Annotated in this window: 22 protein-coding genes; 12 read left to right on the top strand and 10 right to left on the bottom strand. The window is 71.8% G+C overall.

Going from position 1 to position 20,911, the window contains the following annotated elements:
* Position 1: 1 nt before the first annotated feature.
* Complete coding sequence (locus tag OG245_RS14480; protein WP_371623928.1) at positions 2-373, bottom strand: hypothetical protein; 372 nt, start codon at positions 371-373, stop codon at positions 2-4.
* Between the two features lie 453 nt (positions 374-826).
* Between OG245_RS14480 and OG245_RS14485 the strand changes: the two genes are divergently transcribed.
* From OG245_RS14485 to OG245_RS14505, 5 genes are read left to right on the top strand one after another with little or no spacing between them, the layout of a single operon-like run.
* Positions 827-1,003: a hypothetical protein gene (locus OG245_RS14485; protein WP_371623929.1), complete on the top strand. Its 177-nt coding sequence runs from the start codon at positions 827-829 to the stop codon at positions 1,001-1,003.
* 10 nt (positions 1,004-1,013) lie between these two features.
* Positions 1,014-1,721 (top strand): hypothetical protein, encoded by a 708-nt coding sequence (locus OG245_RS14490; RefSeq protein WP_371623930.1) that lies wholly within the window; start codon positions 1,014-1,016, stop codon positions 1,719-1,721.
* Entirely contained in the window at positions 1,718-2,851 is a 1,134-nt protein-coding gene (locus tag OG245_RS14495; RefSeq protein WP_371623931.1) for a hypothetical protein, read from the top strand. Before OG245_RS14490 ends, OG245_RS14495 begins: the two co-directional genes overlap by 4 nt.
* Entirely contained in the window at positions 2,848-3,777 is a 930-nt protein-coding gene (locus OG245_RS14500) for a hypothetical protein (RefSeq protein WP_371623932.1), read from the top strand. The genes OG245_RS14495 and OG245_RS14500 overlap by 4 nt, the downstream gene beginning before the upstream one ends.
* Positions 3,774-4,856: a serine hydrolase domain-containing protein gene (locus OG245_RS14505; protein ID WP_371623933.1), complete on the top strand. Its 1,083-nt coding sequence runs from the start codon at positions 3,774-3,776 to the stop codon at positions 4,854-4,856. Before OG245_RS14500 ends, OG245_RS14505 begins: the two co-directional genes overlap by 4 nt.
* 56 nt (positions 4,857-4,912) lie before the next feature.
* On the opposite strand, the gene rsmI is transcribed toward OG245_RS14505, so the two are convergent.
* A complete protein-coding gene (rsmI, locus tag OG245_RS14510; RefSeq protein ID WP_371623934.1) occupies positions 4,913-5,821 on the bottom strand; it encodes a 16S rRNA (cytidine(1402)-2'-O)-methyltransferase in 909 nt (302 codons plus the stop codon).
* A 53-nt stretch (positions 5,822-5,874) separates the two neighbouring features.
* On the opposite strand from rsmI, the gene OG245_RS14515 reads away from it, so the two are divergent.
* Positions 5,875-7,644, top strand: coding sequence for a dolichyl-phosphate-mannose--protein mannosyltransferase (locus OG245_RS14515; RefSeq protein WP_371623935.1), 1,770 nt, complete (start codon positions 5,875-5,877; stop codon positions 7,642-7,644).
* Between the two features lie 345 nt (positions 7,645-7,989).
* The gene (locus OG245_RS14520; protein ID WP_371623936.1) at positions 7,990-8,613 is read left to right on the top strand and encodes a hypothetical protein; all 624 of its coding nucleotides are present in this window, start codon (positions 7,990-7,992) and stop codon (positions 8,611-8,613) included.
* Positions 8,614-8,877: 264 nt separating this feature from the next.
* Here the strand turns inward: OG245_RS14520 and OG245_RS14525 are convergent, their stop codons facing one another.
* Together OG245_RS14525 and OG245_RS14530 are read right to left on the bottom strand one after the other, a co-directional pair.
* Positions 8,878-9,033: a hypothetical protein gene (locus OG245_RS14525; protein WP_003968543.1), complete on the bottom strand. Its 156-nt coding sequence runs from the start codon at positions 9,031-9,033 to the stop codon at positions 8,878-8,880.
* 169 nt (positions 9,034-9,202) lie between these two features.
* Positions 9,203-9,742, bottom strand: coding sequence for a hypothetical protein (locus OG245_RS14530; protein ID WP_371623937.1), 540 nt, complete (start codon positions 9,740-9,742; stop codon positions 9,203-9,205).
* Positions 9,743-9,946: 204 nt separating this feature from the next.
* Here OG245_RS14530 and OG245_RS14535 point away from each other — a divergent pair, with 204 nt between their 5' ends.
* Together OG245_RS14535 and OG245_RS14540 are read left to right on the top strand one after the other, a co-directional pair.
* On the top strand, positions 9,947-10,795 hold the full coding sequence (locus tag OG245_RS14535; protein WP_371623938.1) for a hypothetical protein: 849 nt from the start codon (positions 9,947-9,949) through the stop codon (positions 10,793-10,795).
* Positions 10,796-10,961: 166 nt separating this feature from the next.
* A complete protein-coding gene (locus OG245_RS14540) occupies positions 10,962-12,599 on the top strand; it encodes a penicillin-binding transpeptidase domain-containing protein (RefSeq protein ID WP_371623939.1) in 1,638 nt (545 codons plus the stop codon).
* A gap of 34 nt (positions 12,600-12,633) precedes the next feature.
* Here the strand turns inward: OG245_RS14540 and OG245_RS14545 are convergent, their stop codons facing one another.
* Together OG245_RS14545 and OG245_RS14550 are read right to left on the bottom strand one after the other, a co-directional pair.
* Positions 12,634-13,272, bottom strand: a complete 639-nt coding sequence (locus OG245_RS14545) for an exonuclease domain-containing protein (protein ID WP_371623940.1) — start codon at positions 13,270-13,272, stop codon at positions 12,634-12,636.
* Between the two features lie 31 nt (positions 13,273-13,303).
* Positions 13,304-14,509: an MFS transporter gene (locus tag OG245_RS14550; RefSeq protein WP_371623941.1), complete on the bottom strand. Its 1,206-nt coding sequence runs from the start codon at positions 14,507-14,509 to the stop codon at positions 13,304-13,306.
* 51 nt (positions 14,510-14,560) lie between these two features.
* Between OG245_RS14550 and OG245_RS14555 the strand changes: the two genes are divergently transcribed.
* From OG245_RS14555 to OG245_RS14565, 3 genes are all read left to right on the top strand, one after another.
* Complete coding sequence (locus OG245_RS14555) at positions 14,561-15,340, top strand: helix-turn-helix transcriptional regulator (RefSeq protein ID WP_371623942.1); 780 nt, start codon at positions 14,561-14,563, stop codon at positions 15,338-15,340.
* 67 nt (positions 15,341-15,407) lie between these two features.
* Complete coding sequence (locus OG245_RS14560; RefSeq protein ID WP_371623943.1) at positions 15,408-15,929, top strand: YbaK/EbsC family protein; 522 nt, start codon at positions 15,408-15,410, stop codon at positions 15,927-15,929.
* Positions 15,926-16,777 (top strand): EamA family transporter, encoded by an 852-nt coding sequence (locus OG245_RS14565; RefSeq protein ID WP_371623944.1) that lies wholly within the window; start codon positions 15,926-15,928, stop codon positions 16,775-16,777. The genes OG245_RS14560 and OG245_RS14565 overlap by 4 nt, the downstream gene beginning before the upstream one ends.
* Positions 16,778-16,834: 57 nt before the next feature.
* Here the strand turns inward: OG245_RS14565 and OG245_RS14570 are convergent, their stop codons facing one another.
* The 4 genes from OG245_RS14570 to OG245_RS14585 all read right to left on the bottom strand — a co-directional run bounded on the left by OG245_RS14570 (position 16,835) and on the right by OG245_RS14585 (position 20,731).
* Positions 16,835-18,376, bottom strand: a complete 1,542-nt coding sequence (locus tag OG245_RS14570; RefSeq protein ID WP_371623945.1) for an alanine/glycine:cation symporter family protein — start codon at positions 18,374-18,376, stop codon at positions 16,835-16,837.
* A gap of 436 nt (positions 18,377-18,812) precedes the next feature.
* Entirely contained in the window at positions 18,813-19,694 is an 882-nt protein-coding gene (locus OG245_RS14575; protein WP_371623946.1) for an alpha/beta fold hydrolase, read from the bottom strand.
* A 66-nt stretch (positions 19,695-19,760) separates the two neighbouring features.
* Positions 19,761-19,970 carry a DUF397 domain-containing protein gene (locus OG245_RS14580; RefSeq protein WP_371623947.1) on the bottom strand — a complete coding sequence of 70 codons (210 nt, stop codon included), beginning with the start codon at positions 19,968-19,970 and terminating at the stop codon, positions 19,761-19,763.
* Complete coding sequence (locus tag OG245_RS14585) at positions 19,967-20,731, bottom strand: DUF5753 domain-containing protein (protein ID WP_371627887.1); 765 nt, start codon at positions 20,729-20,731, stop codon at positions 19,967-19,969. The genes OG245_RS14580 and OG245_RS14585 overlap by 4 nt, the downstream gene beginning before the upstream one ends.
* Positions 20,732-20,911: the final 180 nt, after the last annotated feature.

Below are 20,911 nucleotides of genomic sequence, written 5' to 3' on the forward strand. Positions count from 1 at the left end.
GTCACCTGCGGTGGAAGGGGTGGAGCAGGTCGGACAGCCGCCAGTGCCGGGCCGGGGCGGCGGCGGTCGACACCGCCCGGTCCTTCGCGGCGGCCTCCGCGGCGCGCGGCGCCTGCTGCTTCCGCAGCAGCTGCTGGACGCCGGCGACCCGCCCCGCCCGCATGATGCGCACCACGTGTCCGCCGCAGTTGGCGCAGGTCGGCGTGGAGAGCGGGGACGGCACGCGCTCGCCGTCCGCCGTGTAGACGACGAAGGCATGGCCGTGGACGTCGACGTGGTGCTCTATCTCGTAGGACTGCTCCCAGCCGTACCCGCACTTCATGCAGGCGAAGGCATACGCCTCATGGACAGTGGTGGCTGCGATCTCGCTCATGCCTGCTCCTCTTGGCCGCGGGTCACGCGCTCCGGGGGCGGGCGGCCCGCCCGAGGGTTTTCGAGCAGGTGGCCCGTCTCCCCTCCAGTGGACACCTGCACCCGTACGGACGCACCAGCTCAGAGCCAATGTTGGTGCGTTCTTGGCCTCCTTTTGCAGCCCTTTGCCGACGCATGGCACCGGACTGGACCAAGCGGGCGCGATGCGTGACCACCGGAACCCCGAGCGCCCCCGAGCGCGCCGTGCGCCCACCATGAACGCGCCCGCGCACCACCCCTGGACGCCCGCCTCTTTCCCTTGAATTCCCGGGCTTTTCCCCGCCCGCACTCCATGAATTCACCATTCAATTGAAATCGCGATTTACCCGGGTGTCGCGCGCCGATTTGCGGCGTCCCGATTCCTCCTTTTCACTCATTACGTCCACCCCATTTCCCACAGGACGGGGCACAACCCATGTTCACCACGGACACCACTGCCACCGACGTCGAGCTCGACCTCGAAGCCGCTCTCAACCCGGGCGAGGTCGAAGGCCTGTACCGCGACTCCCGTGAATGCGCCTATCTCGCGCTCCTCGCGGGCGGCGGCGCGCTGCTGCTCTCGCCCCCGACCCCGCGCCCGAAGAAGGGCTAGTCGCCGGCACATGGACCAGACACATGCGTCGTCGCCCCTGGCGGGCGCCGTGCATGACCTGGCAACAGAGGTGGTCCTCGCTCTGCGGAGCGGGGACCACCTCGCCACGGTGTGCGGCGCGGCGGGAATCGACGAGGAGAATCGGACCGGAATCGCGGCGGCACGGGTCATCGGGGCCGACCTGCTGCTGCCCAGTGTTCTGTACGGACGTCATCCGCATCCGGGTGACGTCGCCGTGCTCGACCGGGCGGTACGGGAGTTCCCGCCCAAGCCCGACGCTCCGGCCGCGACGGCCTGGAGCCACTGGCACATGATCTCCACGCTCCAGCGGATGGCACCGCCCGCACCGGGAGCGGCCGCTCCCGCGGCGTACGCGGAGCCCGACGCCGCCTGGCTGGAGGAGGCCCCCTGGCAGGCGTTCACCCATCAGCTCTCGGTGCTCGCACCGCTGGCCGTCCCGGCCGCGCCCTCGGCCGTGCAACGGGCCGCGGCGAACCGGGCCGTCGACCTGTCGCGCGGCTTCGTCCGCGCGGTGCGGCGGCGCGACTGGCTCCAGGCGGCGGGCGCGGGCCGCTGGCTCGCGGCGATCGGCGGCGAACCGGCGACGCTGGGCCTGGAGCGCGGCCTGGACTTCGTCGAGCTGTCGGGCGGCCACGATCCCCGGGTCACCCTCCATGTGCGGGCCGCCCGGCTGATGGCCGAGGCGAGGGCACGGTGACGACGACCGCGACCGAGGGCGCCTCCCAGGACCGCCCGGCCGACGGCCCCCGCGGACGCCCGGGTCCGGGTCCGGGTCCCGGTCCCGGTCCCGGGGCCGGGGCCGGGGCCGGGGTCCCCGGCGAGCACGCAGTCCCCGGCGCCGCCCTCGCGGTCCTCCCCGGCGTCCTGCGCGGAGCCCTCGCCTGGACCGACGCGCACCGGGCGCGCTTCGCGCTCCCCGACGACGTCCTGGAACCCCACACCCAGGTCAACGCGACGCTGAAGCCCCTGGGCGAACTGGCCCAGCTCGGCTCCACGATCCGCCGCACCACCGCCCCCGGCACCCCGGAACACGAGCTGGCCGGGGAGCTCGTCGCGTACGCCTGGGAGCAGGTGGCGGACGGCGAGCTGCTCCTGGAGCTGCTGCGCGCCGAGCCGTTCGCCGCGTACCCGTACGAGATCTACGCCGCCTTCGCCGGGTACGGGCTGCGCCACGAGGGCTTCGAGGCGCTGGCCCGCCCGCTCACCGCGACCCGCGCCTGGGCCCACACCGAGCAGCACGCCAACCGGCAGCTGGGCCTGGTCAACTCCGAGCGGCGGGTCGGCGTGGTGCCCCACACCGACGCGGGCGCGGTGCTGTCCCGGACCTGGCTGGGCGGCCTGTCGGAGCCGTGGATGTTCGAGGGCCCCTCCGGCTACGCGCTGACCCACACCGTCTTCCACCTCACGGACTGGGGCCGGATGCCCGACCGGGTCCCGGCGAGGATCGACGGCTATCTGCGGACCTGGCTGCCCGCGTGGGCCGACGGCTGCCTGGAGAGCGGCCAGTGGGACCTGACGGGCGAACTGCTGGCGGTGGCGGCGTCGCTGCCGGGCCCGGCGCCGGAGCCGCTGCTGGACGCGGTGTGGCCGGTGCTCGCCGACGTACAGCACGGGAGCGGCTGCGTCCCGGAGACCGGCCCACCGGTGCGGGACACGGCGACCGGCCCACCGGTGCGGGACACGGCGTCGCCGGACCCGTACCCCTTCATCGACTGCTACCACTCCACGCTCGTCACGGCCTTCGCAGCGGCCCTGTCCCTGAGGTCGCTGCGGTCGCCGGGGCAGACGGACGGGTCCGTGCCCGGCCGGGAAAGGCGGACCGCATGAGCAGCGGCATCCAGCAGATCCACGACGTCGGGGCGAAGGCCCTGGGCTGGCTGTACGAACACCGGGAGGGGTTCCGGCTGGAGGCCGACCCGTCTCCGGAGGCGGGGATGCTGGACCGCTTCAAGCCGCTGGGCGAACTGGCCCTGATCGGCAAGGTCATCTTCCGCGAGGGCGTGGCCGGCTCGCAGCAGTCGTCCCTGGCCCACAAGCTCCTGGACCACGCCTGGCACGAACTGCTGGGCTCCGGGACACGGCTGCTGGAGGGCCAGCGGCGCGAGCCGCTCTCGCCGGTGCCGCTGGAGGTCTACGTGCCGTTCCGGGAGCTGGGCTACCGGCAGCCGGACCTGGAGTCCGCGATCCGGCTCAACCACCGGCTGGCCAGCTGGGCGGCGCTGGAGGTGCTGCCGGTGCGGCGGCTCGGCCTGAGCGCGATCGAGCGGCGCTTCGGGGTGGAGCCGAGCGTTCCGGAGACCGCGGCGCTGGCGCACACCTGGCTGGCGCGGCGGCCGGAGCCGTGGACGGTCGAGGGCCATATCGGCTACGACATCACGCACACGGTGTTCCACCTCACCGACTGGGGCGAGAAGCCGGCCGGACTGCCCGCCGACGTCGCGGAGTACCTGGCGCTGTGGCTGCCGGTCTGGCTGGACGACTGGCTGGACCTGAAGCGCTGGGACCTGCTGGGCGAGCTGCTGGTCGTCGACGCGTGTCTCCCCGAACCGACGCTGGACCCGGCGGCCTGGCAGGGGTTCGCGCAGGCCCAGCAGCCGGACGGGGCGATGCCGGTGGTCGGCGGGATGCCGGAGGGCGACGAGGAGTCGGTGTTCGACCTCGTCTACCACCCGACGCTGGTCGCCGCGTTCGCCTCGGCGCTCGCGCTGTCCCGCGCCCTGTCCGACCTCAGCGCCGCCCCGGCCCCGGCATGACCGACACGACCGCGGTCCGCGTGGACGACACCCCCGGTTCCCCGGCCGACACGCGCCTCCTCGCCGAGGCGGCCCGCGCGGTCGACGCCCCGGACCTGGTGCTCGCGGTCAGCCGGAACGGGCTACGCACCGTCCACACCGGGGGCGGTGCGGAACCGGGCCCGGCGGGCCGGGAGCGGCTGGTGTACGAGCTGGGCTCGGCGTCGAAGCCGTACGCGGGGCTGCTGCTGGCCCGGCTGGTGGCGCAGGGCCGGGTGCGGTACGCGGACCGGGCGGCGGACCTGCTGGCCCCGGGCTTCCCGGTGCACCCGGCGGTGCGCCGGATCACCCTGCGCCATCTGCTCACCCACACCTCGGGGCTGCCGGGCCTGCCCGCCGACTTCTACCCGCAGGCGGTGCCCCGCTGGTCCACCGACCCGTACGGCGGCTATCCGGCCGACCGGGTGGTCCGGGCCTTCCTGCGGGCCCGCCCGCGCCACCGGCCCGGTACCCGCTGGCACTACTCGAACTTCGCCGTCTCGGTCCTCGGCCACACCCTGGCGGCGGCCACCGGCACGCCGTGGGAGGTGCTGCTGCACCAGCAGGTGCTGGCCCCGCTGGGCCTGGCGGCGACCCGGGTGCGCCCGGGGCCGGAGGGCACGGAGGCGGTGGGCCACCGCCGGGACGGGACGCCGGTGCCCGCGCTGGACACCGGGGGCTTCACGGCGGCGGGCGCGGTCCGGGCGACCCCGCTGGACCTGCTGACGTTCCTGGAGGCGCATGTGCGGGCGCACGTGGCGGCCCGTCCGGGCGGGCCCGACCTCCGGGACCCGACGCTGGACGCCGCGCTCGCCGAGGTGTCCCGCCCCCTGCTGCGCCGGGGCCTGCGGCACGCGCACACCCACACGCTCACGTGGTTCCACCACCCGTCCCCGTACGGCCCGGTCCTCTTCCACGCGGGCGCGACCCTGGGGCAGCAGGCGTTCCTGGGGTTCCGCCCGGAGACGGGTCTCGTGGTGGCGGCGACGGCGACGCGGCGGGTGCACCGGGCGGACACGTTCGTCGCGACGGCGTACGGCCTGCTGACGGAGACTCCGTAGACACGGGGACGCCGTAGACACGGAGACGCCGTAGGCGCTACGGCTTCGGCGGGGCGCTACGGCTTGGGCGGGGCGCCCTTCTCAGCGCCCTTCCCTTCGCCCTTCTCCGCGTTCTTGGCGGCGACCACCGCGTCGAAGACGTCCCGCTTGGGCAGTCCGGCGGCGGCGGCGACGGCGGCGATCGCCTCCTTGCGCCGCTCCCCCGCCTCCTCGCGCACGCGCACGCGCCGCACCAGTTCGTCGGCGTCCAGACCCTCGTCGCCGGAGTCGGTGGCGCCCTCCACGACGACGGTGATCTCCCCGCGTACGCCGTCGGCGGCCCACACGGCCAGCTCGCCGAGCGGACCGCGCTTGACCTCCTCGTACGTCTTGGTCAGCTCCCGGCACACGGCGGCGCGGCGCTCGGCGCCGAAGACCTCCGCCATCGCGGCGAGGGTGTCGTCGAGCCGGTGCGGGGCCTCGAAGTAGACCATCGTGCGGCGCTCGTCGGCGTTCTCGCGGAGCTTGGAGAGCCGTTCACCGGCCTTGCGGGGCAGGAACCCCTCGAAGCAGAAGCGGTCCACGGGGAGGCCGGAGAGCGCGAGCGCGGTGAGCACGGCGCTGGGTCCCGGGACGGCGGTGACGCGGATGTCCTTCTCCACGGCGGCGGCGACGAGCCGGTAGCCGGGGTCGGAGACGGACGGCATGCCCGCGTCCGTGACGAGCAGGACACGCGCGCCGCCGGTCAGGGCTTCGACGAGTTCCGGCGTACGGGCGGACTCGTTCCCCTCGAAGTAGGAGACGACACGCCCCGAGGTGTGGATGCCGAGCGCCTGGGTGAGCCGGCGCAGCCGCCGGGTGTCCTCGGCGGCGACGACGTCGGCCCGCTCCAGTTCGGCGGCGAGGCGTGGCGGGGCGTCCGACACGTCACCGATGGGGGTCCCTGCGAGCACGAGCGTTCCAGTCGTTCCAGTCACATCCGCCATCCTCGCAGCACGGGCAGCGCCCTTCGCACAGATGCGTTCCCTACGATGGCGCCGTGACGAGTACCGCACCCGAGACCCAGCGGGGCCAAGACGCCGGGGAGCCGCTCGGCGAGCAGCCGACCTCCTGGCAACGGCGGCTGCGCCGCTTCGGCCATGTTCCCCGCCCGGAGACCTCTCTCCGCGACCGGCTGGACCCGCCGTACACCCGGCCCGGACGGCAGGTGTGGTCGGTGCTCGCGATCCCGCCGCACGTGGCCGACCGGCTGGTGCGGTGGTCCGGCTGGGGCGGCCCGCTGCTCGTGACGCTGGTCGCCGGGCTGCTGCGCTTCTGGAAGCTGGACCAGCCGCACGCGGTGATATTCGACGAGACGTACTACGCGAAGGACGCGTGGGCGCTGGTCAACCAGGGGTACGAGGGTTCCTGGCCCAAGGACGTCGACAAGCTGATCCTGAAGGACCCCTCCTCCGTCCCGATCCCGACCGACCCGGGCTATGTGGTGCATCCGCCGGTCGGCAAGTGGATCATCGGGTTCGGCGAGCAGCTGTTCGGCTTCACGCCGTTCGGCTGGCGCTTCATGGTGGCGGTGCTCGGCACGATCTCCGTCCTCGTCCTCTGCCGGATCGGCCGGCGGCTGTTCCGCTCCACGTTCCTGGGCTGTCTGGCGGGGCTGCTGCTCGCGGTGGACGGGCTGCACTTCGTGATGAGCCGGACCGCGCTGCTCGACCTGATCGTCATGTTCTTCGTGCTGGCCGCGTTCGGCTGCCTGGTGGCCGACCGCGACCATGCCCGCCGCCGGCTCGCCGACGCGCTGCCGGTGGACGAGGAGGGGGTGCTGCGCCCGGACGCCCGGATCGCGGAGACCCTGCGCCTGGGGTGGCGGCCGTGGCGGCTGGCGGCGGGCGTGATGCTGGGCCTGGCCTTCGCCACGAAGTGGAACGGCCTCTACGTCCTGGCCGCGTTCGGCCTGATGACGGTCCTGTGGGATGTCGGCGCGCGGCGTACGGCGGGTGCGGTGCACCCGTACCGGGCGGTGCTGCGGCGCGACCTGGTCCCCGCGTTCTTCTCCACGGTGCCGGTCGCGATCGTCACGTACGTCGTGTCGTGGACCGGCTGGATCGTCACGGACAAGGGCTACTACCGGAACTGGGCGGCCACCGAGGGCAAGGACTCCTCCTGGAGCTGGCTGTTCCCGGACTGGCTGCGGAGCCTGTGGCACTACGAGAACCAGGTGTACGACTTCCACGTGGGCCTGACCTCGGGCCACACCTACGAGTCCAACCCGTGGAGCTGGCTCGTGCTGGGCCGGCCCGTGTCGTACTACTACGAGGAGGAGGCGGGCTGCAAGGAATCGGCGACCGGCAAGTGCGCCAGCGAGGTCCTCGCCATCGGCACCCCGCTGCTGTGGTGGCTGGCCTGCTTCGCCCTGGCGTACGTGCTCTGGCGCTGGTTCTTCCGCCGCGACTGGCGGGCGGGCGCGATCGCCTGCGGTGTGGTGGCGGGCTGGCTGCCCTGGTTCTTCTACCAGGAGCGGACGATCTTCCTCTTCTACGCGGTGGTGTTCGTCCCGTTCCTGTGTCTGGCCGTGACGATGCTGCTGGGCGCGATCGCGGGCCCGGCGGCGGGCACGGGCTCCCGTGCCGAACTGGGCCTCACCGCCCAGGACCCCACGGGCGAACGCCGCCGCACGCTGGGGGCGATCGCGGTGGGCGTGCTGGTGCTCCTGATCGTCTGGAACTTCATCTACTTCTGGCCGCTGCACACGGGGACGTCGATCCCGGAGGACCTGTGGCGGGACCGGATGTGGCTGGACACGTGGGTGTAGCCGGGAAACGGCGGGCCCGACACCTGATGGTGTCGGGCCCGCCCTGGTCGTTGGTGGTGGCTGTTGGTCGTCCAGCGCCGTGCGTCGACGAAGCCGAGCGAAACGCCAACTCCTGTGTGCACCAGCTGCTTCGTTGAGCTTCCGGTGACAAGGGTCTGCGACTCCTGCGGATAGGTGCCGGCCTTGCGGCGAGCTCCCCCCGGTATGCCTGATCCGTGGTTCTCCGCTGATGGGCGCTCTCGGGCCGGACCCGGGGAAATCGTTGCCGGAGGTGGCTGCGCGCCCGATGGGCGGAGAGCGAAAAGGACTCGCCCCCCCGTATGCCGGCGGACAACAATGCCGGGCATGGGGACAGACATTCACGGCTTCATCGAGTGCCGGTGGGATCGATGGCTGGACGAGGACGATCGCGAGTGGTTCCAGGCCATCGACCTCTCGCACCTCTACAACGGGCGCGACTACGTAGCCTTCGGCTCCCTGTTCGGTGTCCGCGACACCACCTCGTTCCGCGCACTCGCCGATCACCGGGGCCTCCCTCATGACGTGTCGAGAGGAGTCCTCGCCGACTTCGAGACCTGGAGTGACGAGCTGCACGGCGAGTCCTGGATCTCCTGGGCGGAGCTGGCAGCCGCCGATGGGGACGAAGTCTCGAACGAGGTCGACGGCTGTCTTCACGAGTTCCGCCGGAGCTCGGACGGCAGCTGGAAGATGCACGGGCGGAACTCCGGACTCACCCGCTTTGCCGAACTCTCCGGCCTCACCGATGCCCGGCAGCTCTACTCCGCAGGCAGCGTCTACCCCGAGAACACCGAGTGGCCGGACGGCGACAGACTTTTCCGCGTCGGCCGCCTGCGGCGGAAGGACGTCGTGCCCGACAGCGAATGGGGCGCCGTCTGGTCGGTCATGCGCACGTTGGCACATCTGCACGGCGACGAGGGAGTCCGCCTGGTCGTCTGGTTCGACGGCTGACGTGCGTCTGCACTCGACCAGTGCACATCAGTAGTGCACGTCAGCAGTGCACGTCAGCAGTGCACCCCTCGTCGACGCCGACCGGAGACTGCCCCCGTGCTCAGCTGGGCACCGCGGTGCGAACGGCGCGAGAAGGTGAAACGCGGGCGGGCCGCGACGACAAGTCGTCGCGGCCCGCCCGCGTTTCACAGGATCCTGCCCGGTCGACAGAATTCCCGGTTCTCTCCTGAACCCGGATGGTCCGCTCTCTTCTGTACCCAGGGGTTAGAAGAAGTGCTTTCGCCCGCCCACCGCGCGGCCGGTGGCACCCAGGATCCACAGGATGGCACCCACGAGTATGAGGATGCCGCCGATGGTGGTCAGCAGCCCCATACCGACAAGCAGGCCAATGATCAGCAGAATAAGTCCAAGGACGATCATTTTCGTTTCCCATCGTCAAGTCTGTTCAGACGCGTTTACGCCTGCACTTCACAACGGCCTCAGTGCATCTCACCGGCGTCGCCCGGCTCCGAATGTCGCCAGGACCTCGTTGCAAAGGTCCTGGTGCCCGGCAATTCGGCATTCACACATCGCTTACACATCATCGTCGTCACGATCGCCGCTGTCGCGCCAGGAAGACCGCGGCCGCCCCCGAAACCGCCAGGAAGAGCGCGGCCGTCCCACCGGAGATCCACGCCAGCAGGGCCGCACCGCCACCCCCGAGGTCGTCCTCGCGGGCGACCACCCGCGGATCGTCCGCCCGGTACCGGACCGTCACGGCGGCGCCGGCGGACTGCCTGCCACCTCCGCTGCCCACCGGGAGGTCCGCCACCACGGTCCGCCCGCCGGCCTCGAACCTCACCTCGCACTGGCCCGCCATGCACGCGCCGCCGGTGTGCAAGGTCGCCCGGGCCCGCTCGCCGCCCTGGAGGGAGCGCAGATGTTGTGCCGCCGGCCACATCACCAGCGCTGACAGCGCCCCCAGCAGGAGGCCGAGAGCCAACGACATCAGCATGGACGCGCGGGGCCCCAGCCCGCTCCCGCCGGCCGCACCCGCTGTCGCCGGGACGCGCACTCCGGACGCGCCCCCGTTCGCTTCGCCGTCCACCTGACCGCGCCCCCCCTTGCCCGCTCCTGTGCTGTCCTGCACCCGCCCTGCTCCTTGCCTGTCGGCGCCGAGCTGACGTTTCGCTTCCTCGTGTCCGAGAAGGTTAGGCGGGTGCCCGGAGTGATTTCAGGGAGCGATGTCGGCACTGACGGACCGGCCCCGGCTGCCCGTCGTCGGCAACCACGGCCGGGGTGTCAGTGCCCTCGCGTAGCTTGAGCGCCGTCGCAATCGAACGGAAGGCACACGGTGAAGGCGTACGAACTGGGGTTCGGGGAATCCGCGGACGAGCTGACGCTCCTTCCCGGCAAGACCATCGAGACCGATCTGCCCGATGCCCGCGTCGCCGGGTGGTGCGGCGGTCGTGCGCCCGGCATCGGAACGGCCGCGTGGCCCCGGAGCCCCGTCACCGGACTGCCGATGATTCACATCATCACGCTCGAACTGCCGGAGGACTACCGGCGCAAGGGCGAGCACCTGGTGGCCCTCTCCCTCTTCCAAGCCGACGACCACGTCGCCGCCGCCATCGACGGCGTCGCCGAGCTGCTGGAGGGCACCGCGCCCACCGCCGAGCAGGCCGCGGACCCGTTCCTCGCCGCGGTGGCCGCGACGGCCGCGGCACGCCATCCCCAGCAGCGGGACCTGGAAGACCTCATCGGCGGCGCGCACGCGCTCCTGTGGCTCACCGCCGAGGAGTTCGCCGCGCCCCGTATCGATCCTCCGGCCGACATCCGCCCGGCCGGTCTCGGTGACCACTACAGCCGCGGCCAGAACGCCTGGGACGACAGCGCCCCCGAGACCACCGTCTGGCTCGGCGAGCGCGTCGGCGACCCCAACACCGGCATCGCCCCGGCGGAGGACGGCGCGGGCGGCTATGTGGCCGCCTGGTCCTCCGAGGACGACGAGCGGCTCCAGGAGTTCTGGTCGTCCATCGACGGGACCTCTCACCTGGGCGGAACGATCATGCCCTGCCAGGGGATGCCCGAGGGGCTGACCCCGTACGTCTTCGAACTGGAGGACGGCGTCGGCGGGTTCAACCTCGGCGGCGGCAACGCGCAGATCGACCTGGAGTCGGACGCCTTCGACTGGGCGCAGTAGGGCGGGGCCGGCAGGGCGGTCAGCGGGACCTCGGCAGAGAGCGCTTTCCGGCTCAGCATTCCGGTCCGGTAACAACGTCCTCACCGGCCGCCACAAGCCTTTAGGGTTCCTCACGGTTGCCCCTTGAACGCGTTCTGGGGGCTCTCCTGGGGAGGGGGACTGCGAGATGCGCAGTGGAGCGAAGGTCGCCGTCATCGGCGGAGCGTTCGTCCTGGTGGCCGGAGGTATCGGCTACGGGGCGTACGGCATGCTCGGGGACACGGGCGGCGGGGACCGCGGTACGCGGAGCGCGTCCGAGTCGTCGAAGGTGAAGACGGGGCCGCCGAGCGCGGAGGAGATCGCCGAGACGTCGAAGGGCTTCCTCGACGCGTGGGCGGCGGGGGACGCGGCCGCCGCGTCCCTCCTCACCAACAACGAGTCGGGATCGGCACCGGTGCTCGCCGCGTACGGCGAGGACGCCCGCATCGGCAAGGTGAAGATCACCCCGGGCCCGGCCGTCGGCACGAAGGTGCCCTACACGGTCGAGGCCACCGTCTCCTACGACGGGAAGTCCAAGCCCCTGGCGTACGCCTCGGAGTTGACCGTGGTGCGCGGCCTGACGACGGGCAAGGCCCTGGTCGACTGGGCCCCGACGGTCGTGCACCCGCAGTTGACGGAGGGCGCGACGCTGAGGACGGGCGAGTCCTCGACGCCGACGATCGAGGCCGTCGACCGCAACGGGACGGTACTGACCAAGGAGAAGTACCCCTCGCTCGGGCCGATCCTGGACACGCTGCGCGAGAAGTACGGGGAGAGCGCGGGTGGTTCGCCCGGCATCGAGACGTGGATCGAGCCCGCCGACGAGACCCAGCCGGACGTCAACCTGCTGACCCTGGCCAAGGGCAAGCCGGGCAGGGTGCAGACGACGATCGACGCGGGCGCGCAGGCGGCGGCGGAGCGGGCGGTGAAGCGGTACGCGGAGTCCTCCGTGGTCGCGGTCAAGCCGTCCACCGGGGCGATCCGCGCGGTGGCCAACAACCCGGCGACCGGGTTCAACGCGGCGTTGCAGGGAAAGCAGGCGCCCGGCTCCACGCTGAAGATCATGACGGCGGCGATGCTGCTGGAGAAGGGCGTGGTCACGGCGAACGGGGCGGCGGAGTGCCCCAAGGAGGCCAGGTACTACACGCGCACGATCCACAACCTGAAGCACTTCTCGCTGCCGGACGGCTCGACGTTCACGCAGAGCTTCGCCCGGTCGTGCAACACCGCCTTCGTCAAGCTGATCGACGACGTCGACGACGACGCGGCGCTCGCCAAGGAGGCGCGGGAGGTCTTCGGGATCGGTCTGGACTGGAAGTCCGGTGTCGTCACGACCGACGGCAGCGTTCCGGAGGAAGTGCAGGGTGAGGCCGCGGCCCAGTACATCGGCCAGGGCACGGTCCAGATGAACGCCCTCAACATGGCCTCCATCACCGCCACCGCCCGCACCGGCACGTTCCGTCAGCCGGTGATCGTCCCGCAGTCCCTGGACAACCGGCAATTGGCGACGGCCTCGCGCTCGCTGTCGCCGTCCGTCACCCAGCAGCTCACGACGATGATGCGGGCCACGGCCGCCTGGGGCACCGGCGCGAAGGCGATGGCCTCGGTCGGCGGGGACAAGGGCGCCAAGACCGGTTCGGCGGAGGTCGACGGGCAGGCGACCTCCAACAGCTGGTTCACGGGCTTCAGCGACGACCTCGCGGCCGCGGCGGTCGTCCAGACCGGCGGCCACGGCGGCGACGCGGCGGGCCCGGTCGTCGCGGAGGTGCTGAAGGCGGGCGGCTGAGCCCGGACCGGAGTGCTAGGGTCTTCCGTTCGGATCAGTTCGGGCTCGCGGGGCCCCGACCCGCAGCCCAGTCGCCCCGCCCCGCCAGCTCCAGCACCAGGGCGGCGATGTTCCACGCGTCGTCGTCGCCCCGGTGGTGACGGCCCTCCATCGGGAGGCCGGCCGCCTCCAGGGCCTGGGCCATGCCGGGGCGGCGGCGCAGCCCGTACGAAGCGGTGAAGGCGACCTTGGCATTCGTGTGCCGCTGCCCGAAGGGGTACTCCGCACCCGTCGCCCGGCACTGGCGCGTGAACTGGTCGCGGTCGTAGTCGCCCCAGCTCGCCCACGGCAGAGACCCCGTACGGTGCTCGGCCGCCAGCACCCGGCACGCCTCGGCGAAGGGCAGACCGCTGTCCACCTCCGCCTGCGTCAGCCCGGTCAGCTCCGTGCAGAACGGGCTGACCTCCGAGCGTGCGGGCCGGACCAGCAGCCGGTGCTTGGCGAGCCGTCGGCCCGCGCCCAGGTCGACGACGGTGAGACCGATCTCGATGATCTCGCTGACCTGGCCGGGCGGCGGCTGCCCGTCCCAGCAGGTGGCTTCGACGTCGACCACGTTCAGCAGGTGGTCGGTGTGCCGCCTCCGCCCGTCCTGCTCACCGCGCTCGCCCTGTTCGCCCTGCGCCCCGATGCCCATGGGGCGAGCGTAGGAGCACCCCCGCCCCGGGTCATCCGGGTTTCGGCGCCCCGCTCCCGGAGCGCGCGACGGCGGCGGCCCCGGACGACGCGGCCCCCGGCACCCCCGGTTCGGGCAGGGTGCGGAAGAGCAGCCAGCTCAGCAGCGGCATCGCCACGAGAGGCGCCAGGGCGGTCCGCAAGGACGTGGCGTCGGCGAGCGCGCCGATGGCGGGACTGGCCAGGCCGCCGATGCTGACGGTCAGACCGAGCGTGATCCCGCCGGCGGTGCCGACCCGGGAGGGCAGGTAGTCCTGGCCGAGCGTCACCTGGAGCGAGAACGGTACGTACAGACCGGCCGAGGCCAGCGCCAGGAACACGAAGACGGCCGGGCCGGGCACCCCCACCACACCCGCGACGGCCGCGGCCGTGACCAGGTACGACCAGCGCGCGACCGCCACCCGGTCCCACCGGGCGGCCAGGGACCCGCCGAGCACCGCGCCGACCGTGCTGCCGAGGTAGAGCACGAACAGGGCCGCGGTCCCCACGGCGATGCCGCCGCCCAGGCGCTGGCGGACGTACAGCGCGATGAAGGTGCTCAGGCCGATGAAGGCGATCGACCGGAAGACCACGGCCAGGGACAGCCGCACGAAGGAGGCGACGTCGTCGCTCCCGGCCGGCGGCGACGGAGTACGGGACCCGGCGGCCTGCCGCTGCTGGAGGACGCGCACGACCGGCAGGCACAGCGCGGCGCCGACGAGGGCCGGCAGCACGAGCAGCGGCGTCCAGCGCAGCCCTCCGGCGCTCATCACGGCGGCGACCATCAGCGGGGCGAGCGCGAAGCCGACCGTGCCGCCCGTGGAGAACCAGCCCATCGCCCGGTGACTGCCCCGCGCGGCGATCCGGGCGACGCGGGCGGATTCGGGGTGGTAGGCGGCCACCCCGATCCCCGACAGCGCGACGAACACCAGGGTGAGCGGGTAGGAGCCGCTGAGGCCGCTCAGCGCGATGCCGAGACCGCCGAGCAGCGTGCTGACCGGCAGAAGCCACGGCATCGCCCAGCGGTCGGTGAGCACGCCGAACAGCGGCTGCGCCACGGAGGACAGCAGCGATGCGGCCAGCACGATGCCCGAGGCGACCGCGAGGGAGTAGGAGCGCTCGGCGATGAAGAACGGCACCAGGGCCGCGACGGAGCCCTGGTAGATGTCGACGCAGGCATGACCCGCGGACAGCAGGACGATCGGCGTGTTCCTTCGCATCCCGCCATGCTCCGGCCCGGGGCCGCTGTCGCGCTTTCGATAAACTGCCACATGATGACGAACATCCGCCAGGCTTCCGTGCCGCAGGCCGCCGTCCGGCACGATCCGGTGGCGCCGACCCGCACCCGGCGGCTGGCGCCCGGCGGCTCGATCGACGCCCACCGGCACGACGACCACCAGATCGTCTACGCGGGCCGCGGCGTGCTGACCGTCTCGACCGGTGCGGGGTCCTGGGTCGCCCCGGCCAACCGCGCGATCTGGGTCCCCGCGGGCGTCGTCCACGCACACCGGGCCTACGGCGAACTCGATCTGCACCTGGTGGGCCTCCCCGTCACCGAGAACCCGCTCGGCCTCGACTCGCCGACCGTGCTGGCCGTCAGCTCCCTGCTGCGCGAGCTGCTCATCGCCTACACCCGCGACGAGGGCGACGACGACCGCCCCGAGCGGGCCCGCCTGCGCGCCGTGCTCCTCGACCAGCTCCGGGCATCCGCCCAGCAGCCGCTGCACCTGCCCACGCCCTCCGACCCCCTGCTGCGCGCCCTGTGCGACATCCTCCGGGCCGACCCGGGCGACAGCCGTACGCTCGCCGAACTCGGCCGCCGGGTCGGGGCGAGCGACCGGACCCTGTCCCGGCTGTTCCGCGGCGACCTCGGCATGACCTTCCCGCAGTGGCGCACCCAGCTCCGTCTCCACCACGCCCTGATCCTCCTGACCGGTCGGACGCCGGTCACCGCGGTGGCGCATCAGTGCGGCTGGTCGTCCACCAGCGCCTTCATCGAGGTGTTCCGCCGCACGTTCGGCCACACCCCGGGCTCCCACCGGACAGAGTGAGGCCGCCTCGCGCCCACCACCCGGAACCCCCTCGCATGCATACTGCACCGACCGCTAGCGTGCTGCCATGAGCACTCCCGAACCCTCCGAAACGATGCCCGCCGCCGCCCCCGTCCCGCCCGCCCACCCCCGGTTCGCCGAGGCGCTGGCCGAGCTGGGCCTCCAGGTCGAGGTGCGCCGCTTCCCCGACGCGACCCGTACGGCGGCGGAGGCCGCGGCGGCGATCGGCTGCTCGCTGAGCGAGATCGTCAAGTCGCTGGTCTTCACGGCGGACGGCGTGCCGGTGCTGGTCCTCATGGACGGGTCCTCGCGGGTGGACGTCGAGCTGGTACGGCGTGAGCTGGGCGCGCAGAAGGTCAAGCGGGCGGACGCGGATCTGGTCCGGGAGACCACGGGCTACGCGATCGGCGGCGTACCGCCCTTCGGCCACGCCACCAGGACCCGCGTCCTGGCCGACCGGCGCCTCCTGGACCACGCGGTGGTGTGGGCGGCGGCGGGCACCCCGCACACGGTGTTCCCGCTGGACCCGAAAACGCTGATCGCCCACGCGGGCGCGACGGTCGCGGATGTGCGCGAGCCCGCCAAGTGACCCCGCTGGTCGCCCTCGCGGTCCTCATAGCCGCCGTCACGCACGCCAGCTGGAACGCCATCGCCCACGCGATCAAGGACCAGCTGATCTCGTTCACGCTGATCTCCGGCGGCGGCCTGCTGATCGGCGCGGCGATGGCCCTCTTGGTCCCGTTCCCGGCGGCGGAGGCCTGGCCGTACCTGGTGGTGTCGGCCGCCCTGCACGTGCTGTACATGCTGCTGCTGATGCGCTCGTTCACGCTCGGCGACTTCGGGCAGATGTACCCGATCGCCCGGGGGACGGCCCCGCTGGTGGTGACGGTCCTGGCGGCGGTGTTCGTCGGCGAGCGCCCGGACGCCTGGGCCACGGCGGGCGTCGCGGTGGCCTCGGCCGGGCTGGTCGGGCTGGCGCTGTGGGGCATCCGGGGCTCCGGCAAGCGCCCGCACTGGCCGGCGATCGTGGCGGCCCTCGGCACGGGCCTGGCGATCGCCGGGTACACCACGGTCGACGGCGTCGGCGTACGCGCCTCGGACACCCCGCTGGGCTACATCGCCTGGCTGATGATCCTGGAGGGCCTGGCGATCCCGGCGTACGCGTACTACCGCCGCCGTAGCGAACTGGTCGCTCAGCTCAAGCCGTTCGCCGTACGGGGCCTGCTCGGCGCGGCCCTGTCGGTGATCGCGTACGGGCTGGTCCTCTGGGCCCAGACGAGGGCCCCGCTCGCCCCGATCGCGGCGCTGCGCGAGTCGTCGATCATCGTGGGCGCGGCGATCGGCACGCTGTTCTTCAAGGAGCGCTTCGGGGCCCCGAGGATCGCGGCGGCGGGGCTGATGGTGGTGGGCATCGGCTTGATGCTGCACACGAGTTGAGGCCCCCCGCCCCGCGTGACGGTCGGGGCGAGGGGCATCGGTCGTAAGTGGTCGGGCTCAGACGGTCGCCTTGGACGGCTCGTCGTCCTTGTCCCCGTCGTCGCCGTCCGTTCCGCCGGCCTGCCGGGTGCGGACGTATGCGAGGAAGGTGTTCAGCTCGCGCTTGACGACGGGCGCGAGGAGGTAGAGGCCGATGATGTTGACGACGGCCAGGGAGAAGAGCACCGCGTCGGCCAGGTCGATGAGGGTCTGGAGGGTGAGCAGCGACCCGGAGACGGCGAGCAGGGTGTAGAGGGACTTGAAGACGGTCTCGCTGGTGCGGCTGCGGCCGAAGAGGTACGTCCAGGCCTTGAGTCCGTAGTAGCCCCAGGTGAGCACCGTGGAAATCGCGAAGAGCAGCACGGCGACGGTCAGGACGTACGGGAACCAGGGCAGCACGGTCTCGAAGGCGTCCGAGGTGATCGTCACGCCGCCGATCGACTCACCGTCGCGCGCCTCGCCCCAGCTCGCCGGGTTGGCGATGACGATGGTCAGCGCGGTCATGGTGCAGATGACGACCGTGTCGATGAACGGCTCCAGCAGGGCGACCAGGCCCTCGCTGGCGGGGTGCCTGGTCTTGACCGCCGAGTGGGCGATCGGCGCGGAGCCGAGGCCGGCCTCGTTGGAGAACGCGGCGCGCTGGAAGCCGATGATCAGTGCGCCGAGCACACCGCCCGCGACGCCCTCGGGGTTGAACGCGCCTTCGATGATCGTGCCGAACGCGGCGGGCACGGCGGTGACGTTGACGAGGATGACGACGAGGCAGGCGGCGATGTAGATCCCGGCCATCGCGGGGATGAGCCGGCTGGTGACCGAGGCGATGGAGCGGATGCCGCCGAGCAGCACGATGCCGACGAGGGCGGCGACGAGGACGCCGAAGAAGAGCGCCCCGGCGGAGGAGCCCATCGCCCCGTCCTCGCCGCCGGTGACGGAGACGAGCTGGGCGTAGGACTGGTTGACCTGGAAGAGGTTTCCGCCGAAGAGCCCGAAGAACAGGATCATGATCGAGGCGAGGACGGCGAGGACCTTGCCGAAGGTCCTGCCGTTCTTCCCGAAGCGTTCGCCGAGCCCCTTGGGCAGGTAGTGCATCGGTCCGCCGGAGACCGTGCCGTCGGCGTGGACCTCGCGGTACTTCACGCCGAGGGTCACCTCGACGAACTTGGTGGCCATGCCGAGGAGACCGCAGAGGATCATCCAGAACGTGGCACCGGCACCGCCGATGGAGACGGCGACGGCCACACCGGCGATGTTGCCGAGGCCGACCGTGCCGGAGACGGCGGCGGTCAGCGCCTGGAAGTGGTTGACCTCGCCCGCCGAGTCCTTGTCGTCGTACTTGCCGCGCACCACATCGATGGCGAGGCGGAACTTGCGCACCTGGACGAATCCGAACCAGCCGGTGAAGACGAGGCCCGCCACCACCAGCCAGGCGACGATGAGCGGGAGATCCGTCCCGCCGACGGGGACGGCGTAGAAGACGATCTCGCCGAGCCATTCGGCTATCGGTTCGAAGAACCCGCTGACGGCTTCGTCGACGTTCTCGGTTATGGATTCGAGTGACACGTTGGCTACCTCGATGACGCGGGAACGGCGGACAGGTGGGGTGTCTTCGCCGTTCGGTGTGCGATGGGGGGACGTATCTGGAGGGTTGAGCGAACGCCGTTGTCCGGTCGGCGATTCGGCGTGTCCCATGGAGTGGACGACGGCGACGATCGCTCCGGCCTGTCACCGGGGCGGTCCCGGCACTGCGCTTCGGCGGGGTTTCCGCCTATGAAGTTGGGCATTTGCACCATGCCCTTTGCCTGATCTTTAGTGATGCAGGTCACTTCCCTGGAGTGCGCGTGCGAACGTACCGGGCGGGTGACGTCATCGTTATACGGAACCGCAGTTACGTTTATCGGACACCTATCGGCAGGTCGGAGGGGGTATCGCCTCCGGTCGGAGGGAGTGTTCCACCTCGCTTACCCCGCCGGTCGCCGCGTAGACAGACCGGCGCGGCTCATCGACCCGCCGCGACGGCCGCGCAGCACTCCCGGATCGCGGCGAGGACCGCCTCCGGCGACTCGTCCAACAGAAGATGCCCCGCCCCCTCGATCACCCTGAACTCCGCACCGAGCCGACGCCGGGCGGCCGGACCCAGGTCCCGTGGCGGCAGAAAGGGGTCGAACCGTCCAGCGACGACCAACGTGGGCACGGAGCGCCGCAGTTCGAGCAGGCCGGACGGAAGGGGAGGCGGAGCGAGGCTGGTACGGCAGCAGCGTCCGACAAGGTCCATCCACTCCCCCAGGCCGTCGGGCACACGCCCTTGCCCCGGAGCCGCCATGTGACGCACCAAAGCAGCCGAACGGGCGACCGTGGGCCGCAGGAGCCAGGGGACCGTGGCGGCCAGAAGAGGGGCGGGCACCCTCAGCCGGACTATGCCGGCGCTGGAGAGCAGCACCCGGCCGACGATCTGCGGGGCGTCGCAGGCGAGGGCGACCGCGCCGCCCAGGGAATGCCCCACGACGACGACCGGCCCGGGCGCGGCCCGCGCAAGTGCCTCGGTCAGCCACTTCCCGTACCAGGACGAGCGCTTGGCACGAGGACGCCCGTCCGCGCTGAGCCCCGGCTGACCGGGCAGGTCCAGGACGACCACCCGCCGTTCCCGGGCGATCGCCTCCGCCACCGGCAGGCACAGAGCGGCGTTCATGTTCGTCCCCGGCAGCAGGGCGACACTCGGCTCCCCTTCGCGCGGCTCCGGCCCTGCGGTCACGACTCCGGTGCCCCCCGCCGAGGTCACCACCTCACTGCGGGCACGGGCCAGACCCGAGCCATCGATCCGGTTCACGCACCAGCGCCGCACTTCGGCTCGCGCCTGCTCGCTCCGGTACACAGAAGTCATGAGGCCGTCCTGGTCGGGGCCGCTATCGATACCGGAGAGCGTGCACCTCGCGCTCGGGCCGCGAGGTCAGTGCGCTGCGGCGTACGCGACGAAGCCCGCCCACGCGGCGGGGGCGACGGCGAGACGGGGGCCCTGGAGGTCCTTGGAGTCGCGCACGTGGACGGCGTCCGGGGCGGTGGCTACCTCGACGCACTCGCTGCCGTTGCTGCTGTCGCTGTAACTGCTCCTGAACCACCGCAGGTCGGACGCTTCCCCGGCGAACGGCTTGCACATCATGTCTCTCCCAGCACTTTCTCGATGAAGGCCGTCGACTCCGGAGGGGTGAGAGCCTGGGCACGGATCATTCCACACCGCAGATCAAGAATTCGGACCTGCTTCGGATCCGAGACCGGGCGACCGCCGAACGCCCCCTCGGAACGCCCTACCGCCGTGCCGTCCTTGAACTTCAGCACCTGGATCTCCCCATCGATTCCTGCGTGCTCCTCCCGATCCATCGGCATCACCTGCACGGTCGCATTACGCAACTCGTTCAAGATCAGCAGGTGTTCGAGTTGGCGACGCAACACCATCTTGCCTCCGAGGGGACGCCGGAGCACCACCTCTTCCAGGACGAATCCGAGCGTCGGGGCGGGTGACCGCTCGAAAATGGCCTGCCGAGCCATACGCGCGACAACTCCACGTTCGATCTCCTCCTGCGGGTAGGCAGGTTGGCGCATCGAGAACAACGCTCGCGCATACTCGGTCGTCTGCAACAGCCCATGGACGCTGCTGTTGCCGTACGCAAGCACCTCCACCGCTGCGGCCTCCAGCTTCGCCAGCTCCCGGATCTTCCTCGGGTACCGCACCTCCGCCAGATCGGACTTCATCGCCGCGAGCTTTCCGTCCGCGCCCACCGCAAGGTCCGCCGCGTCCATGAACTCAGGACGGGGGATGCGCCGACCGCCCTCGACCTTGTAGACGAGGTCCTCGCCGTACCCCATGTCGGAGACAGGGCGGGGCCTGCTCATCGTGGAGGCGCTGGCCGACCACTGGGGCATCACGCCCGGGCCCGTTCCCCGTAAGACCGTATGGGCGGAGATCGACCTCGTACGGTGACGGCTCCCGCCGGGTCGTGCGCCGCCGCGACCCGGTGCGTCCCGCAAGACCCCCGACCGGATCGTTCGTCACCGCGCCCCGGTGAAGCGCGACGTCAACTACCTAAAGAACCAGAAGAAATA

The organism is Streptomyces sp. NBC_01116 (genome assembly GCF_041435495.1).
Taxonomy (GTDB): Bacteria; Actinomycetota; Actinomycetes; order Streptomycetales; family Streptomycetaceae; genus Streptomyces.